General features: G+C 63.6%; 15 protein-coding genes. 4 read left to right on the plus strand and 11 right to left on the minus strand.

All coding sequences use genetic code 11. The features are described 5' to 3' along the window. Window positions 1–71 precede the first annotated feature (71 nt). Window positions 72–1214 carry a hypothetical protein gene (locus tag LOY69_RS08490; protein ID WP_265074377.1) on the plus strand — a complete coding sequence of 381 codons (1143 nt, stop codon included), beginning with the start codon at window positions 72–74 and terminating at the stop codon, window positions 1212–1214. 10 nt (window positions 1215–1224) lie between these two features. Here LOY69_RS08490 and LOY69_RS08495 read toward each other — a convergent pair whose 3' ends face one another. Beyond that, window positions 1225–2109, minus strand: coding sequence for a LysR family transcriptional regulator (locus LOY69_RS08495; protein ID WP_102863990.1), 885 nt, complete (start codon window positions 2107–2109; stop codon window positions 1225–1227). Window positions 2110–2187: 78 nt separating this feature from the next. Further along, window positions 2188–3396, minus strand: coding sequence for an MFS transporter (locus LOY69_RS08500; protein ID WP_110595169.1), 1209 nt, complete (start codon window positions 3394–3396; stop codon window positions 2188–2190). Window positions 3397–3742: 346 nt separating this feature from the next. On the opposite strand from LOY69_RS08500, the gene LOY69_RS08505 reads away from it, so the two are divergent. Beyond that, complete coding sequence (locus tag LOY69_RS08505) at window positions 3743–4192, plus strand: RidA family protein (RefSeq protein ID WP_102863988.1); 450 nt, start codon at window positions 3743–3745, stop codon at window positions 4190–4192. 64 nt (window positions 4193–4256) lie between these two features. On the opposite strand, the gene LOY69_RS08510 is transcribed toward LOY69_RS08505, so the two are convergent. The 8 genes from LOY69_RS08510 to gcl form a co-directional block, all read right to left on the minus strand. Beyond that, window positions 4257–5258, minus strand: a complete 1002-nt coding sequence (locus tag LOY69_RS08510) for a sulfate ABC transporter substrate-binding protein (RefSeq protein WP_110595170.1) — start codon at window positions 5256–5258, stop codon at window positions 4257–4259. A 90-nt stretch (window positions 5259–5348) separates the two neighbouring features. Continuing rightward, window positions 5349–6173, minus strand: a complete 825-nt coding sequence (locus tag LOY69_RS08515) for an ion transporter (RefSeq protein ID WP_102878876.1) — start codon at window positions 6171–6173, stop codon at window positions 5349–5351. Window positions 6174–6194: 21 nt separating this feature from the next. After that, window positions 6195–7115 (minus strand): urea transporter, encoded by a 921-nt coding sequence (locus tag LOY69_RS08520; protein ID WP_265074378.1) that lies wholly within the window; start codon window positions 7113–7115, stop codon window positions 6195–6197. A gap of 100 nt (window positions 7116–7215) precedes the next feature. Beyond that, window positions 7216–8631, minus strand: a complete 1416-nt coding sequence (gene pyk, locus LOY69_RS08525) for a pyruvate kinase (RefSeq protein ID WP_102878878.1) — start codon at window positions 8629–8631, stop codon at window positions 7216–7218. After that, window positions 8621–9901 (minus strand): glycerate kinase, encoded by a 1281-nt coding sequence (locus LOY69_RS08530; RefSeq protein WP_123392150.1) that lies wholly within the window; start codon window positions 9899–9901, stop codon window positions 8621–8623. The genes pyk and LOY69_RS08530 overlap by 11 nt, the downstream gene beginning before the upstream one ends. Window positions 9902–10054: 153 nt before the next feature. Then, window positions 10055–10948, minus strand: coding sequence for a 2-hydroxy-3-oxopropionate reductase (locus tag LOY69_RS08535; RefSeq protein ID WP_102878880.1), 894 nt, complete (start codon window positions 10946–10948; stop codon window positions 10055–10057). A gap of 113 nt (window positions 10949–11061) precedes the next feature. Next, on the minus strand, window positions 11062–11844 hold the full coding sequence (hyi, locus tag LOY69_RS08540) for a hydroxypyruvate isomerase (RefSeq protein ID WP_102878881.1): 783 nt from the start codon (window positions 11842–11844) through the stop codon (window positions 11062–11064). A gap of 147 nt (window positions 11845–11991) precedes the next feature. Beyond that, on the minus strand, window positions 11992–13767 hold the full coding sequence (gcl, locus tag LOY69_RS08545; protein ID WP_102863981.1) for a glyoxylate carboligase: 1776 nt from the start codon (window positions 13765–13767) through the stop codon (window positions 11992–11994). 268 nt (window positions 13768–14035) lie between these two features. Here gcl and LOY69_RS08550 point away from each other — a divergent pair, with 268 nt between their 5' ends. Next, a complete protein-coding gene (locus LOY69_RS08550) occupies window positions 14036–14476 on the plus strand; it encodes a GlcG/HbpS family heme-binding protein (RefSeq protein WP_265074379.1) in 441 nt (146 codons plus the stop codon). A gap of 151 nt (window positions 14477–14627) precedes the next feature. Here the strand turns inward: LOY69_RS08550 and LOY69_RS08555 are convergent, their stop codons facing one another. Next, complete coding sequence (locus LOY69_RS08555) at window positions 14628–15236, minus strand: TetR/AcrR family transcriptional regulator (protein ID WP_265074380.1); 609 nt, start codon at window positions 15234–15236, stop codon at window positions 14628–14630. 168 nt (window positions 15237–15404) lie between these two features. Between LOY69_RS08555 and LOY69_RS08560 the strand changes: the two genes are divergently transcribed. Beyond that, complete coding sequence (locus LOY69_RS08560; protein ID WP_110595173.1) at window positions 15405–16328, plus strand: DUF808 domain-containing protein; 924 nt, start codon at window positions 15405–15407, stop codon at window positions 16326–16328. The last annotated feature ends 32 nt before the right edge of the window (window positions 16329–16360 follow it).

Here is a 16360-nt window from a genome sequence, read left to right on the forward strand (position 1 = left end):
GGATTATTTAAGCCCTGCCCAGGCTGGCCGATACAGCGGGGTGTTCCTGAGTATCAGCCGTTGAGCGCCCGATGAAGAAAGACCTGAACAAACCCTATGTCGCGCCGATGGTGTTCTGGCTGGCCGTGGTCTGCGTCCTGTTGCTGTTGTACGGCCTGGGGCCGGCGGACGTGCCGGAGCTGATCTATCTGTCCCTGGCACCGGTGTACCTGCTGGTGGCCTTCGCTTTCATGTACTACTTCTTCTGCTGGAGCCTGATCTCGGTTTTCCGCTTGGGGGAGGTCGGCTGGAAGAAAGTCGACTACGGCTGGTTGCTGCTGGCTGCCCTGGCCCTGATCAGCGCCACCCAGGCGGTGCGGGTGGACTGGTTCCAGAGTGACTACCAGCTGGCACAAAGTGCCCGGGACGCAGCGCAGCGCAGAGTGCTGGCCGAGATCGACGACATGCTCGGCAGCGCTCACTGCAAGGCGGCGCTGGAGCTGCATGAGCCCCAGGATGCCGCCCAGGTCATCAGCCTGTGCGAACGCTTTGGCACATTGGAGCGTTCTGCCGATGGGCGTCTTTCGGCTTTGGCCGTGATCAAGGTGCAGCAGGCCCTGGGCGACCTTCGTGGTGAGTATTCAGCGCCTCTGGTGCAGCAATGGCTGCAGCGTCTGGGGGACACCTTCGGTGAGCTGGAGCACCAGCGGGCCGAGGTACACCGTCTGCATGGCCTGACCGAGGCCAGTCAGACCGAGAGGATCTATGGCTACTGCGCACCTTTGCTGCTGGTGATCGCCCTGGCGCTGCGGGCGTCCAAGGTGACCGGCGAGGTACTGCTCAAGGCGCCGCGCCGGCGCAAGCTGTGGCTGATCGTCAACCGGCGGGTAGTGATCGACGGCCTGGGCTTTGTCCGCGGTGCCCGCGCGCGCCTGGACGAAGCCCTGAGGAACTGGCGTGTGGCGCAATGGGGCGTAGTGCACCTGTCCTGCCCGTTCATTGCCGGAGCTAGCCCCCAGGACACCCCGGTCCCGGTGATCCCAGGTTTCTACGAGAACGAGTTCCAGCTCGCCAGTCTTGGCGAGTTCGACAGCAGTGAGTTCGTCCAGTGGGCCGCTATCCAGACCATCGACGTCCTGTATCTGGTGGGTGAAACCGACCTGAGCCTGATCGACCGGCTGCGGCGCTGGGGTGAGGCGGCGAATATCGAAGTGCTGGTGCGCGAGCGGATCTGAGGCCGGGGTTTCACAGACGCTCCAGCAACTGCTCCACATAATCCACGAACGCCCGGGCCTTGGCACTCACCAGGCGCCCGCCGGGAAACACCGCCCACAGCTGTTGCCGGGGCAGTTGCCAATCCGTGAGCACGGCCTTGACCGCACCCTTGGCCAGCTCCGGGGCAAACATCCATTGCGAGGCCATTGCCAGCCCCTGATGGGCCAGTACCGATTCGCGCAAGCCTTCTGCGGCATTCACTCGAACCCTGCCACTGACACTTACCCGTTGCTCGTCGTCGCCTTGGGAAAAGTGCCAGAGATTGCCGGGCCCCCGGCTATAGATCACCGCTTGATGCCCGGTCAGTTCACCGGGATGCTGCGGCTCGCCGTGCTCGGCGAAGTACTCGGGAGTGGCCAGCAGCAGGCGCGGGCACTCGGCGATCTGGCGGGCGATGAGGGTCGAGTCGGCGAGGCTGCCCATGCGCAGGGCGACATCGACTCCCGCCTCCACCAGATTGATGGTGTGATCATCCATCACCACGTCGATCTGCAACTCGGGGTGCTGCTCCAGAAAGGGCCCCAGGTGAGGAATGATATGCAGGCGGGCGAAGGTCACCGCCGCACAGATGCGCAAGGTGCCACGCAACTGGGAGGCCGAGCCCCGGGCGGCATTTTCCGCTTCGCTGGCTTCCTCCAGGGTGCGTTTGGCCCGTTCGAAGAAGGCCAGGCCGGCTTCGGTGGGGCTCAGGCCGCGGGTGGAGCGCAGCAACAGCCGCACCTGCAGATAGGCCTCCAGTTGGGCGATGCTTTTCGATACGGCGGGCTGACCCAGGTTCAGACGCCGGGCGGCAGCGGAGAAGGAGCCGCTTTCCACCACATGTACAAAGGTTTCCATCGCGGCCAGGCGGTCCATCGGTTGTCCTTGCTGGGTTGAGAAGGGGTGAATCGGGGAGTGTGCGCCAAAACGTTCACCGAGTCCTGGGCGCACGGCCTAGGCGCTGGCCGCGCGGCGGTTGTCCGCCACCAGCAGGAAGCGCAGCAGGGCCAGCAGTGGAAACCCACTGCCCACCAGCACCACTCCCAGCCAGCCGCCGTGTTCGTACACCGCACTGGCAATCGACGAGCCGAAGGCGCCACCGATGAAGATGCTGGTCATGTACAGCGCGTTGAGGCGACTGCGACTGTGGGCGTCCAGGGCATACACCGCCCGTTGGCCGAGCACCATGTTCATCTGTACACAGAAATCCAGGACCACCCCGGTCACTGCCAGGCCGATGACGCTGTAGGCGGGATGGATCAGTGTCGGGATAAAGCTCAGGGCTGCCAGGAGCATGGCCAGCAGCGATGCGATGCGGGTATGGCCGGCATCCGCGAGACGTCCGCTGATGGGGGCGGCGATGGCGCCGATGGCGCCCACCAGGGCAAAGATCGCAATCTGGCTTTGTGACAGGCCGTGATGCCGTGCCAGTTCCAAGGGGGCGGCGGTCCAGAACAGGCTGAAGGTGGCGAACATGCAGCCCTGATAGAAGGCTCGCTGGCGCAGGACCGGCTGCTGGCGCAGCAGGCCGCCCAGGGAGCGCAGCAGTTGGCCGTAGGTGGCGCTGTGGGCCGGCTGGCGCTTGGGTATGGTCAGCATCAATACCAGGCTGATGGCGGCCATCAGCACGGCGGCGGCGATGAACATTGCGCGCCAGCCGAAGAGATCGGTCACCACGCTGGACACCGGGCGGGCCAGGAGAATCCCCAGCAGCAGGCCGCCCATGATGCCGCCCACCACTCGTCCTCGGGACTCCTCGGGGGCCAGGTGCGCAGCCAGGGGAATGAGGATCTGTACCGACACCGAGCTGAAGCCGATCAGCAGCGATACCAGGAGGAAGGCGTTGGGCTGCTGGGTATACGCAGCCCCCAGCAGGCTGGCGATGGCCACCAGGGTGGTGATGATCATCAACCGACGGTTTTCCAGCAGGTCTCCCAGGGGCACCAGGAAGAACAGGCCCAGGGCATAGCCGATCTGGGTCAGGGACACGATCAGGCTGGCCAGGGAGCTGGACAGGCCCAGGTCCGGGGCGATCAGCTCGATGATCGGTTGTGCGTAGTAGATGTTGGCGACGATGGCGCCGCAGCAGAAGGCGAACAGCAGCACCATGCCTCGGGTCATTGTCACGTTGCTGGCGGGCAGCACCTGGGTCGTGGAAGTCATCAGGTTTCTCTTGGCGGCGAAAGGATGGAACGAGGTTAAGAGACCGCGCAGTAACGCAGTAGAGAGGGCGGGGCGATAGCATTCATTCCTGCTGGGAATAAATCTCTGAGTCATGAGGCTCTGGAGATGGCCGGGGCGTGCCGCTGCCGAGGCCTGATGATACATTTACTTACATCTTGTTCGATAGCATGCTCATGTTCTTCACGGCCCTGGGGGCAGCCTGCGCAAGGCTGGCAACCCCGCGCTGAAGCTTGCGTTGCCAAATGTTGCTGCGCTGCGCTTGCAGTGGAAGTCGCTGAGGCCTTGGTTTAGGGTTTCCGGTCGTTCAGTGCGGTGGGAGTCCCTTATGGAAAAGTCAACGTTCAACCCAGCCAGTGTGTTCAATTCCCTGCAATACGGTTTCAGCCAGGCGGTGGAGGTGCGCGGCGGTCGACGCCTGCTGCTGTCCGGTCAGGTGGGTGTGGATGAGCAGGAGCGCACCGTAGGACCGGGCCTGCGGCAGCAGACCGAGCAGGCCTTCGACAATATCGAGAAGGTCCTGGCCGAGGCGGGAGGCCAACTGGCGGATGTGGTGATGTTGCGGATCTACATCGCCGAAGCGGCGCGGGATCAGCAGGAGCACATCAGCGCGGTATTGCTCGAGCGTTTTGCCAGCCAGCCACCGGCGTCCTCATGGATCATCGTCAGCGGGCTGTCGTTGCCGGAGTGGTTGATCGAAGTCGAGGCGGAGGCGGTGCTGGATGAGCGTTATCAGGCAGCCGAAGCCGCGCAGTTCAGTTCGGCGCGGGCTCTGTGACTCCCTGATCGGCGGCATAAAAAAAGCGACCTTCACGGTCGCTTTTTTTATCGGGCTACCAGCGTCACTTGGCGTTGGTATAGATCTGGTCGAAGACCCCGCCGTCGTTGAAGTGGGTCTTCTGCACGCTGCGCCAGTCGCCGAAGGTCTTCTCCACCGACAGGAAGTCGACTTTCGGGAAACGGTCGGTGTACTTGGCCAGGACTTTCGGGTCCCGTGGGCGCAGGTAGTTGTTGGCGGCGATTTCCTGGCCTTCCGGCGACCACAGGTACTTCAGGTATTCCTCGGCCGCAGCGCGGGAGCCTTTCTTCTCCACCACCTTGTCCACCACCGACACTGGCGGCTCGGCTTCAGCGGAGACGCTTGGGTAGATCACTTCGAACTGATCGCGGCCGAATTCGCGGGCGATCATTTCCGCTTCGTTCTCGAAGGTCACCAGCACGTCGCCGATCTGGTTGGTCATGAAGGTGGTGGTGGCGGCGCGGCCACCGGTGTCCAGTACCGGGGCCTGCTTGAAGAGTTTGCCGACGAAGTCCTTGGCCTTGTTCTCGTCGCCGCCGTTCTTCAGCACGTAGCCCCAGGCCGAGAGGTAGGTGTAGCGGCCGTTACCCGAGGTCTTGGGGTTGGGCACTATCACTTGCACGCCATCCTTGAGCAGGTCTGGCCAGTCTTTCAGGGCCTTGGGGTTGCCCTTGCGGACGATGAACACGGTGGCCGAAGTGAAGGGCGCACTGTTGTTCGGCAGGCGCGTTACCCAGTTGTCCGGCACCAGTTTGCCGTTGTCCGCCAGGGCGTTGATGTCGGTGGCCATGTTCATGGTGATGACATCCGCCGGCAGGCCGTCGATCACCGAGCGCGCCTGCTTGCTGGAGCCGCCGAAGGACATCTGCAGGGTGATGTTTTCGTTGTGCTCGGCTTTCCAGTGTTTCTGGAAGGCGGTGTTGTAGTCCTTGTAGAAGTCGCGCATCACGTCGTAGGACACGTTGAGCAGGGTCGGTGCGGCCTGGGCGACGCTGCCCAGGGCCAGGCCGGCGGCCAGAAGCGAGGCGCTGAAGAGTTTTTTCACTGCGCATTCCTTTTGTTCGAGAGTGAAGGCAATTTGCCGCCGACTATAGCCGGGGCGCTATATCTCTTTAAAGATTAAAAAGTACTTTGCTTATTCCATTTTCTTGAACAGCGCGTTGCCACAGCGGGAGCAGAAGGCCGCGGCCGGTTCGTGACTGTTCTTGCGGCACACCGGGCAGTCGTGCTTGAGCTGTTCGCCGCGCATGGCGCTGGCCAGCTCCGCGGTGAAGATCCCGGTAGGCACGGCAATGATCGAGTAACCGGTGATCATCACCATCGACGAAATAATCTGGCCGATTACGGTCTTGGGCACGATATCGCCATAGCCCACGGTGGTCAGGGTGACGATGGCCCAGTAGATGCCCTTGGGGATACTGGTAAAGCCATGTTCCGGGCCTTCCACCACGTACATCAGGGTGCCGAACACCGTGACCAGGGTGCAGACGCTGAGCAGGAACACCAGGATCTTCTGCTTGCTGCCGCGCAGGGCATCGAGCAGGTAATGGGCCTGTTTCAGGTAGGGCGACAGCTTGAGCACGCGGAAGATCCGCAGCATGCGGATGATACGAATGATCAACAGGTACTGGGCGTCGCTGTAGTACAGGGCGAGGATGCCGGGGACGATCGCCAGCAGGTCCACCAGGCCATAGAAGCTGAAGGCATAGCGCAGGGGTTTGGGGGAGCAATACAGGCGCAGTCCGTATTCGATGAGGAAGATCAGGGTGAAGCCCCATTCGATGTACGCCAGGACGTCGGCGTAGTTGCTGTGCACCTCGTCGATGCTGTCGAGAATCACGATCACCAGGCTGGCGAGGATGATCAGCAGCAGGGTCGTATCGAAGCGTCTTCCGGCCACCGTATCGGTCTGGAAGATCATCACGTAGAGGCGCTGGCGCCAGTTGTCGCGGTTAACCATGGGAATCGCCTGAATCAAAGATCAGCGAAGCCTAGGGGGAGTTGCCGGGGGAGCGCAAGGTGCGTGGTCCCCAGGCGCTGGCCCCAGGACCCGGGTGGCGACATGCATCAGCCAGCAGGCCAGGACGAAGGGGGCGGTGAGGGGCGCTAGCCCCAGGGCGACAATGCCTGGGGTGATCAGCAGCGCCAGGCACATTCCTGCCAGTGGCCGCCACGGACGTCGGGCTCCTTGGCCCAGGGCCAGGGCCACCAGTGCGCAGTTATAGCCGCCCAGGCCCAGCAGGGCACGGCCGGGCTCATGCAGCAGCAGTGTCAAGGCCAGGCCGCTGGCGGAACCGATCAGGGCCCAGGTCGCTGCGCGGCGGTTGGCCAGCAGCAGGCCGAGGAGAATCAACAATCCGGCCAGAGGCTGACCGAGGAACATGATCTGGCCCAGGCCCTGGAACACTCCGCTCAGCAGGCTCCACAGGGACAGGCCGGGCACCGCCTGGGGCATGGATTGCATGGGTTCCATCAGGCTCAGCAACAGCCAGCCCAGGCCCACGAAGGGCGCGGTGTAGGCCGGCAGGCTGGCGGGGCTGCGGGCCCGTTTCAGCCATTGCTGGGTGATGATCGCGCTGAGGCCGGCGGCGGCGATGATCAGCGGCGGCAGCAGCACCGACCAGGGCAGGTACAGGCTCAGCAGCAGGCCCAGGAGCACGCCGTTATAGCTGAAGAGTCCGGCTTGCCGGTCGGCCTTGGCATAGCCCCGTTGCTGGGCGGTGAGCAGGCCGGCCAGGGCACCCAGCAGGGCGCCCCCGAGCAGGGCCGGGGCGCTGATCAGGATCGCCAGCAGGCACAGCAGGCCGCACAGCGGGTGGCGCTGGAGGAAAATCTGACTGAAACCGTTGAGCAAGGCAGTGGCCCAGTCGGGGCAGAAGGCATTGAAAGACTGTGCAGGCATGACGAGAGTCGGCGAATGCGGTGGTTGTCGTACCGCAGCGTTCGACCCCAGCGGCATCCTCTTTGGGAGGCTCGCTGCAGGTCGCGGGCGCTGCGGCGGGTCAGAGAAGGGTTTCGACGCGCAGGGAGTTGGTGGTTCCGGGCTGGCCGAACGGCACGCCGGTGGTGATCACCACGGTATCCCCGCGTTTGGCCAGGCCCTGGGCCTGGGCGATTTCCAGGGCCGTGGCACAGACCTCGTCCACCTGGCGCAAGCGGTCATTGACCACCGAGTGCACACCCCAGGCCAGGCTCAAGCGGCGCGCTGTCTGCAGGTTCGGCGTCAGGTTGAGGATAGGTACCGAAGGACGTTCCCGGGCGGCACGCAGGGTGGAACTGCCGGACTCGCTGTAGTTCACCAGCACCGCCACGGGCAGGATGCTGCACACCCGGCGGATCGCGCAGCTGATGGCGTCGGATACCGTGGCTTCGGCCTGGGGGCGGCTGACGTCCAGTTGAGTCTGGTAGTCGGGGCCGGTTTCCACCTGGCGAATGATCTTGCTCATCATCTGCACCGCTTCCAGCGGGTATTCCCCGGAGGCGGTTTCCGCCGAGAGCATCACCGCATCGCTGCCTTCGGCCACGGCATTGGCGACGTCGGTCACCTCGGCTCGGGTGGGCGCCGGGGAGAAACGCATGGACTCCAGCATCTGGGTGGCGACCACCACGGGTTTGCCCAGCTGACGGCAGGTGCTGATGATGTTCTTCTGGATCTGCGGCACGCTTTCCGCCGGGACTTCCACCCCCAGGTCACCTCTGGCCACCATGATCGCGTCGCTCAGTTCGGCGATTTCCCGCAGTTGGGCCACCGCGGAAGGCTTTTCGATCTTGGCCATCAGGTAGGCCTTGTCGCCAATCAGGGTACGGGCTTCACGGATGTCTTCCGGACGTTGCACGAAGGACAGCGCCACCCAATCCACGCCCAATTCCAGGCCGAAGCTCAGGTCGCGGCGGTCCTTGGCGGTCAGCGGGCTCAGGTCGAGCACTGCCTGGGGCACATTGACGCCCTTGCGGTCCGACAGTTCGCCGCCATTGAGCACGGTGGTCTCGATGGCGTCCGCGTGCTTGGCGATGACCCGCAGGCGCAGCTTGCCATCGTCCAGCAGCAGGTCCATTCCGGGCTCCAGGGCCGCGATGATTTCCGGGTGCGGCAGGTTGACCCGCTGGGCGGTCCCCGGCGTAGGGTCCAGGTCCAGGCGCAGGGCCTGGCCGCGTACCAACTGCGCCTTGCCCTCGGCGAAGGTGCCAACCCGCAGTTTCGGTCCTTGCAGGTCCATGAGGATGCCCAGGGGGTAGTTCAGCTCGCGTTCGATCTGGCGAATCCACTCATATCGCTGAGCATGGTCGGCATGGCTGCCGTGGCTGAAGTTGAGTCGGAAGATGTTTACGCCGGCCTGCACCAGTTCGCGGATGTCCTCGATGCTGTCGGTGGCCGGCCCCAGGGTGGCGAGGATTTTGACTTTCTTGTCAGGCGTCATGTTTGGGGTTCTCGAGGATCAGGATGGCGCGGAAGTCGTTGACGTTGGTACGGGTCGGCTCGGTGATGATCAGGTCGCCCAGGGCTGCGAAGTAGCCATAGCCATTGTTGTTGTCCAGCTCGTCGCTGGCGCTCAGGCCCAGGGCCGCAGCCCGAGCGTAGCTGTCCGGGGTCATGATCGCCCCGGCATTGTCTTCGGAGCCGTCGATGCCGTCGGTATCGCCGGCCAGGGCGTAGATCCCGGGATGCCCCTTGAGGCTGTCGGTGAGGCTCAGGAGGAACTCGGCGTTGCGGCCGCCGCGACCTTTGCCGCGCACGGTAACCGTGGTTTCACCACCGGAAAGGATCACGCAGGGCGCCGCCAGGGGCTGGCCGTGCAAGGCTACTTGGCGGGCGATGCCGGCGTGAACCTTGGCCACCTCCCGGGATTCGCCTTCCAGGTCGCCGAGGATCAGCGGGCTGTAGCCGGCCTGGCGGGCTTTGACCGCGGCGGCTTCCAGGGATTGCTGGGGGCGGGCGATCAACTGGAAGTGGCTGCGTTCCAGGCACGGGTCGCCGGGCTTGACGGTTTCCGAGTCGGGGTTCTGCAACCAGTTGCGTACTGCTGCGGGTACTTCAATGGCATAGCGCTTGAGAATCGCCAGGGCTTCGGCCGAGGTACTCGGATCGGCCACTGTGGGGCCGGAAGCGATGACCGTGGCCAGGTCGCCGGGGACGTCGGAAATGGCATAGGTGTAGACCGTGGCCGGCCAGCAGGCCTTGGCCAGGCGTCCGCCCTTGATCGCCGAGAGGTGCTTGCGCACGCAGTTCATCTCGCTGATGGTGGCGCCGGATTTCAGCAGGGCCTTGTTGATGGCCTGCTTGTCGGCCAGGGTGATGCCCGTGGCGGGCAGGGCCAGCAGCGCCGAACCGCCGCCGGACAGCAGGAAAATCACCCGATCCTGTTCTGACAGGTTGCTGACCAGCTCCAGTACCCGCTTGGCCACGGCCAGGCCGGCCGCGTCGGGCACCGGGTGAGCGGCCTCGACCACTTCGATCTTGGTGCACGGGGCGCCGTGGCCGTAGCGGGTAACCACCAGCCCGGAGACGTCGCCCTGCCAGCTGCGTTCCACGACTTGGGCCATGGCCGCCGCTGCCTTGCCGGCACCGATGACGATGACGCGGCCGCTGCGGTCGCTGGGGAGATGGGCTTCGAGAACCTGTTGCGGATGGGCGGCGTCGATGGCTGTGGCGAACAGCTCTCGGAGGAATTGTTGCGGATCGACCGACATGGCGGGCTCCCGGATTTCTTGTTATGGGGGGCTTGAAACGGGTGTAGCCGCCACCTCAGGCGGCGACAAGGTCAGCAGGGCCTGTCCCTGGCCCGCCGTGAGGCGTTTCCTGCAAACCTTGGCGCTGCTTGGGGTAGCGGCTACGGACGCTGCTTATTTCTTATCGCGGATCGAGAAGTTGGCCATGTGTTCCAGGCCCTTGATCAGGGCCGAGTGGTCCCAGTTGCCGCCACCAATAGCGGTGCAGGTGCTGAACACTTGCTGGGTATTGGCGGTGTTGGGCAGGTTGATCCCCAGCTCGCGGGCGCCACTGAGGGCCAGGTTCAGGTCCTTCTGGTGCAGGTTGATGCGGAAGCCTGGATCGAAGGTGCCCTTGATCATGCGTTCACCGTGCACTTCAAGGATCTTCGAGGAGGCAAAACCGCCCATCAGCGCTTCACGCACCTTGGCTGGATCGGCACCGTTCTTCGAGGCGAACAGCAGGGCTTCGGCCACGGCCTGGATGTTCAGGGCGACGATGATCTGGTTGGCCACCTTGGCGGTCTGACCGTCACCGTTGCCCCCCACCAGGGTGATGTTCTTGCCCATGCTCTGGAACAGCGGCAAGGCGCGCTCAAAGGCCTGGCTGTCGCCACCGACCATGATGCTCAGGGTCGCGGCCTTGGCCCCGACTTCACCGCCGGACACCGGTGCGTCCAGGTACTGCGCGCCTTTCTCGTTGATCTTGGCGGCGAAGGCCTTGGTCGCGGTGGGGGAGATGGAACTCATGTCGATGACGATCTTGCCCTTGCCGATCCCGGCGGCAACGCCGTCGGCACGCAGCAGTACGTCTTCGACCTGAGGGGTATCGGGCACCATGATGATGACGAATTCGGCTTCCTGGGCCACTTCTTTGGGCGAGGCCAGGGCCACCGCGCCGGCGGCGATCAGGTCGGCCGGGGCCTTGCCGTGGTGTTCCGAGAGCAGCAGGGAGTGACCGGCTTTCTGCAGGTTTGCCGCCATGGGATGACCCATGATGCCGGTGCCGATAAATCCGATTTTAGCCATGATAAAAATCCTCTATTCAACGGGACCTTGTAGGAGCTGGCTGGCCAGCGAAGGCGCAGCACGGCTTGCGGGCCTGTTCGCCGGCAAGCCGGCTCCTACAGGGGGGGGCGGTTTCAGATTGCGTTGTGGGTTTTCAGCCAGCCGAGGCCCGCTTCGGTGGTGGTCAGCGGTTTGTACTCGCAGCCGACCCAGCCCTGGTAGCCGATGCTGTCCAGGTGCTCGAAGAGGAAGCGATAGTTGATCTCGCCGGTGCCGGGTTCGTTGCGTCCTGGGTTGTCTGCCAGCTGGATGTGGTTGATCTGGTTGAGGTGGTTGGCCATGGTCCGCGCCAGGTCACCTTCCATGATTTGCATGTGATAGATGTCGTACTGCAGGAACAGGTTGGCACTGCCTACTTGTTCGCGGATCGACAGCGCCTGGGCGGTGTTGTTGAGGTAGAAGCCGGGAATGTCGCGGGTGTTGATGGCTTCCATCACCAGCTTGATGCCGACCGCCTGCAGTTTGTCGGCGGCGTACTTGAGGTTGGCGACGAAGGTCTTTTCCAGCAACGCGGCATCAGCCCCCTGGGGACGGATGCCGGCCAGGCAGTTGACCTGGGTGTTGCCCAGGACCTGGGCGTAGGCGATGGCCAGGTCGACGCCGGCACGGAATTCCTCGACCCGGTCGGGCAGGCAGGCGATTCCGCGCTCACCCTTGCCCCAGTCGCCGGCGGGCAGGTTGAACAGCACCTGGGTCAGGCCGTGGGCATCGAGTTGCGCCTTGATCTCGGCGGAGCTGAATTCGTAGGGGAACAGGTATTCGACGCCGCTGAAACCGGCATCGGCGGCGGCCTTGAAGCGAGCGAGGAAGTCCTGTTCGGTGAACAGCATGGACAGGTTGGCGGCAAAACGCGGCATGGTGGTCTCCTGTGAATCGGTGAAGCCTGTAGAGCGGGCGAAGGCTGCAGTCGAGCTGCCCCGGCAGTGCCTCTTGAAGAGGGTGCGAGGCAGATCCCGGCCAGGTTCTGCGAACCTGATGGCAGCCTGGGGGCGCGGCTACAGGGTTTAGTCGAGCAGGGAAATGGCGGTCGGGGCGTCGTTGCCCACCAGCGCCAGGTCTTCGAACTCGTTGACCGCGTTGATTTCGGTGCCCATGGAAATGTTGGTCACGCGCTCCAGGATGATCTCCACGACCACCGGTACCTTGAAGGTCTGGAGCATTTCCTGGGCCTGGCGCAGGGCCGGCTGGATGTCCTTGGGTTCGAACACCCGCAGGGCCTTGCAGCCCAGGCCTTCGGCGACCGCGACGTGGTCCACGCCGTAGCCGTTGAGCTCTGGCGCGTTGAGGTTGTCGAAGGACAGCTGCACGCAGTAGTCCATCTCGAAGCCGCGCTGGGCCTGGCGGATCAGCCCCAGGTAGGAGTTGTTCACCACCACGTGGATGTACGGCAGGTTGAACTGTGCCCCTACTGCCAGCTCTTCGATCATGAACTGGAAGTCGTAGTCGCCGGACAGGGCCACCACCTGGCGGTTCGGATCGGCCTTGACCACGCCGAGGGCGGCGGGGATGGTCCAGCCCAATGGGCCGGCCTGACCGCAGTTGATCCAGTGGCGTGGCTTGTAGACGTGGAGGAATTGCGCACCGGCAATCTGCGACAGGCCGATGGTGCTGACGTAGCAGGTGTCCTTGCCGAAGACCTGGTTCATCTCTTCGTAGACCCGTTGCGGCTTGACCGGCACGTTGTCGAAGTGGGTCTTGCGATGCAGGCTGGCCTTGCGCTGCTGGCAGTCATGCAGCCAGGCGCTGCGATCTTTCAACTTGCCGGCGGTCTGCCATTCACGAGCCACTTCCAGCAGTACGGTCAGGGCGCTGCCAGCGTCGGAGACGATGCCCAGGTCCGGAGTGAATACCCGGCCGATCTGGGTTGGCTCGATGTCCACGTGAATGAACTTGCGGCCTTCGGTGTAGACGTCCACCGAGCCGGTGTGGCGGTTGGCCCAGCGGTTGCCGATGCCCAGCACCGTGTCGGATTTGAGCAGGGTGGCGTTGCCGTAGCGATGGGAGGTCTGCAGGCCGACCATGCCCACCATCTGTGGGTGATCGTCAGGGATGGTGCCCCAGCCCATCAGGGTCGGGATCACTGGAATGCCGGTCAGTTCGGCGAACTCCACCAGCAGGTCGCTGGCATCGGCGTTGATCACACCGCCACCGGCTACCAGCAACGGGCGTTCGGCCTGGTCCAGCAGGGCCAGAACCTTTTCCGCCTGCAGCCGGGTGGCCGCCGGTTTGGCCAGGGGCAGTGGCTGGTAGGCGTCGATGTCGAATTCGATTTCCGCCATCTGCACGTCGAACGGCAGGTCGATCAACACCGGACCAGGACGGCCGGAGCGCATTTCATAGAAGGCTTTCTGGAAGGCGTAGGGCACCTGGCCCGGTTCCAGCACGGTGGTGGCCCACTTGGTCACCGGCTTGACGATGCTGGTGATGTCCACGGCCTGGAAGTCTTCCTTGTGCAGGCGGGCCCGGGGCGCCTGGCCGGTGATGCAGAGAATCGGGATCGAGTCGGCCGAGGCGCTGTACAGGCCGGTGACCATGTCGGTGCCGGCCGGGCCGGAAGTGCCGATGCACACGCCGATGTTGCCGGCCTTGGTGCGGGTGTAGCCCTCGGCCATGTGCGAGGCGCCTTCGACGTGGCGAGCGAGGACGTGATCGATGCCTCCGACCTTCTGCAGCGCGGAATACAGCGGGTTGATGGCGGCACCCGGGATGCCAAAAGCGGTATCGACCCCTTCACGGCGCATCACCAGAACGGCGGCTTCGATTGCTCTCATTTTGCTCATGGTTTTGTGCCTCTTGCGTTTTGTAATTGTATACAAGTGGTTTTGCGCAAAGTGTATTCACGGCGGATGGCGCAGGTCAATCCATTTTCTTGAACGGTAGCGGCTTTCGATGGGGCCCTATAAACCGGCGTCCTTTTGTCGCATGAGCTACCTTTCTCGAATTATTGTATACAAAAAATAAATTCATTGTGTTCTATTTGCTGTATCGGACTTCTCCTGCAAGAAGCTTCCACCAGGCTTTCCCAATAACAAGATAAGGACGGCACCCATGAGCGCTTTAACCTTGAAAGTCGCAGTCAACCTGGCCAATCAGGCCATCAATGCGGGGCGCAAGATCAACGCGGCCCCGCTGACCATTGCGGTGCTGGATGCCGGCGGGCATCTGGTGACCCTGCAACGGGAGGATGGCGCCAGCCTGTTGCGTCCGCAGATCGCCATCGGCAAGGCCTGGGGCGCGGTAGCCCTGGGCAAGGGCTCGCGCCTGCTGGCGCTGGATGCGCAGCAGCGCCCGGCGTTCATCAGTGCGTTGAATGGCCTGGGACAGGGCAGCGTGGTGCCCGCGCCCGGCGGGGTGTTGATTCGGGATCAGGCGGGGGCGGTGCTGGGAGCGATCGGCATCAGTGGCGATACCTCGGACATCGATGAGCAATGCGCGATCAGCGCGATCGAGGCTCAGGGCCTGGCGGCGGACGCCGGCGTCAGCGCTTAGCCCTTAACCTTGCGGGCCCGGCCCTGGCCTGTAGCCGCTGCCGAGCCCGCGAGGCTGCGAAAAGGTCCGCAGGACCTTGCCTGGTGTCTTGATATTCCTGTGCGCAATTTGCAGCAACAACACCAATGCACGGGAAGGGGCCGAAACGCGATCAGCGATCCAGTTCACAGCCTTTGAGCACCAGGCGGATGATGGTCTGCGCGGCAGCTTCGTAGTCGTCTTCGTCAAGTTTGCTCTTGCCGGTGACCACCGAGATCTGCCAGTCGAAGTCGGCGTAGGTCTGGGTCGCGGCCCAGATGCTGAACATCAGGTGGTTGGGGTCGAGCGGGGCGATCAGGCCGCGATCGATCCAGGTCTGGATGCATTCGATGTTGTGCTTGGCCTGGGCGTTGAGCTGTTCCACCTGGTCCGGGCTCAGGTGCGGCGCACCGTGCATGATTTCGCTGGCGAACACCTTGGAGGCAAAAGGCAGGTCGCGGGAGATGCGGATCTTCGAGCGGATGTAACCGCTGAGCACTTCACTGGGTACGCCGTCGGCGTTGAACGGAGTGGAAGCCTGGAGAATCGGTTCGATGATGCTTTCCAGCACCTCGCGGTAGAGGTTTTCCTTGGACTTGAAGTAGTAGTAGACGTTGGGCTTGGGCAACCCGGCCTTGGCGGCGATGTCGCTGGTCTTGGTCGCTGCAAAGCCCTTGTAGGCAAACTCTTCACTGGCGGCCCGCAGGATCAGTTCTTTATTGCGCTCGCGGATGGTGCTCATAAACCGGGGGATTCCTTGCCTGTTCGGGCGGTTGCGCATGGTAGCACCGGGGTCGCGAGGGGCTCAAGAATGCCCGTTGGCCGCGGTTTTCCTGCTTCTGACATCTCGCTTGTCCGGCCTTTGACGCGGTATGCTGCGCGCCTTATTTAACGCAGGGAAGCCTGGCCCATGGCAGGAAGCAGTTTGCTGGTTTTGATCGACGACATCGCCGCAGTTCTCGATGACGTAGCCTTGATGACCAAGATGGCGGCGAAGAAGACCGCCGGGGTATTGGGCGACGATCTGGCGCTCAATGCCCAGCAGGTTTCCGGGGTTCGCGCCGAGCGGGAAATTCCCGTGGTCTGGGCCGTGGCCAAGGGCTCGTTTCGCAACAAATTGATCCTGGTGCCGGCGGCGCTGGCCATCAGTGCCCTGGCGCCCTGGCTGGTGACGCCGTTGCTGATGATCGGCGGGGCCTACCTGTGTTTCGAAGGCTTCGAGAAGCTAGCGCACAAGTACCTGCCCCACGGCGACGATGCGGCCGAACATGAGCAGACCTTGCGGGCGCTGGCAGACCCTCAGGTGGATCTGGTGGCCTTTGAGAAGGACAAGATCAAGGGCGCGATTCGTACCGACTTTATCCTTTCCGCGGAAATCATCGCTATTACCCTGGGCACGGTGGCAGGCGCCTCCCTGAGCCAGCAGGTGGTGGTGCTCTCGGGGATTGCGATTGTCATGACCGTTGGCGTCTACGGTCTGGTGGGGGGCATCGTCAAGCTCGATGACCTGGGGTTGTGGCTGGCGCAGAAACCGGGCGCCCTGGCCAAACGCATCGGTGGTGCCATCCTGCGAGCGGCGCCGTGGATGATGAAGAGTCTGTCGGTGATCGGCACGGCGGCGATGTTCATGGTGGGTGGCGGCATCCTCACCCACGGCGTCCCTGCCGTGCACCATCTGATCGAGAGCCTGGCCGAGCGTAGTGCCGCCGTCATGGGCCCGGTGTCGGTGATCATGCCGACCCTGCTCAATGCCGTGGCCGGGATCATTGCCGGTGGGCTGGTACTGCTGGCCGTGACGCTACTGGGCAAAGGCTGGCGGGCCTTGCGCGGCTGAGATACGAGTCAGCCGGTTGCCGCTCTTGCGGT

Source organism: Pseudomonas sp. B21-059 (assembly GCF_026016285.1).
Classification (GTDB): domain Bacteria; phylum Pseudomonadota; class Gammaproteobacteria; order Pseudomonadales; family Pseudomonadaceae; genus Aquipseudomonas; species Aquipseudomonas danubii.

Coding starts and splice junctions, on each gene's coding strand:
- LOY69_RS08490 (WP_265074377.1), top strand. CDS start 72: ATGAAGAAAGACCTGAACAAACCCTATGTCGCGCCGATGGTGTTCTGG.
- LOY69_RS08495 (WP_102863990.1), bottom strand. CDS start 2,109: ATGGACCGCCTGGCCGCGATGGAAACCTTTGTACATGTGGTGGAAAGC.
- LOY69_RS08500 (WP_110595169.1), bottom strand. CDS start 3,396: ATGACTTCCACGACCCAGGTGCTGCCCGCCAGCAACGTGACAATGACC.
- LOY69_RS08505 (WP_102863988.1), top strand. CDS start 3,743: ATGGAAAAGTCAACGTTCAACCCAGCCAGTGTGTTCAATTCCCTGCAA.
- LOY69_RS08515 (WP_102878876.1), bottom strand. CDS start 6,173: ATGGTTAACCGCGACAACTGGCGCCAGCGCCTCTACGTGATGATCTTC.
- LOY69_RS08520 (WP_265074378.1), bottom strand. CDS start 7,115: ATGCCTGCACAGTCTTTCAATGCCTTCTGCCCCGACTGGGCCACTGCC.
- pyk (WP_102878878.1), bottom strand. CDS start 8,631: ATGACGCCTGACAAGAAAGTCAAAATCCTCGCCACCCTGGGGCCGGCC.
- LOY69_RS08530 (WP_123392150.1), bottom strand. CDS start 9,901: ATGTCGGTCGATCCGCAACAATTCCTCCGAGAGCTGTTCGCCACAGCC.
- LOY69_RS08535 (WP_102878880.1), bottom strand. CDS start 10,948: ATGGCTAAAATCGGATTTATCGGCACCGGCATCATGGGTCATCCCATG.
- hyi (WP_102878881.1), bottom strand. CDS start 11,844: ATGCCGCGTTTTGCCGCCAACCTGTCCATGCTGTTCACCGAACAGGAC.
- gcl (WP_102863981.1), bottom strand. CDS start 13,767: ATGAGCAAAATGAGAGCAATCGAAGCCGCCGTTCTGGTGATGCGCCGT.
- LOY69_RS08550 (WP_265074379.1), top strand. CDS start 14,036: ATGAGCGCTTTAACCTTGAAAGTCGCAGTCAACCTGGCCAATCAGGCC.
- LOY69_RS08555 (WP_265074380.1), bottom strand. CDS start 15,236: ATGAGCACCATCCGCGAGCGCAATAAAGAACTGATCCTGCGGGCCGCC.
- LOY69_RS08560 (WP_110595173.1), top strand. CDS start 15,405: ATGGCAGGAAGCAGTTTGCTGGTTTTGATCGACGACATCGCCGCAGTT.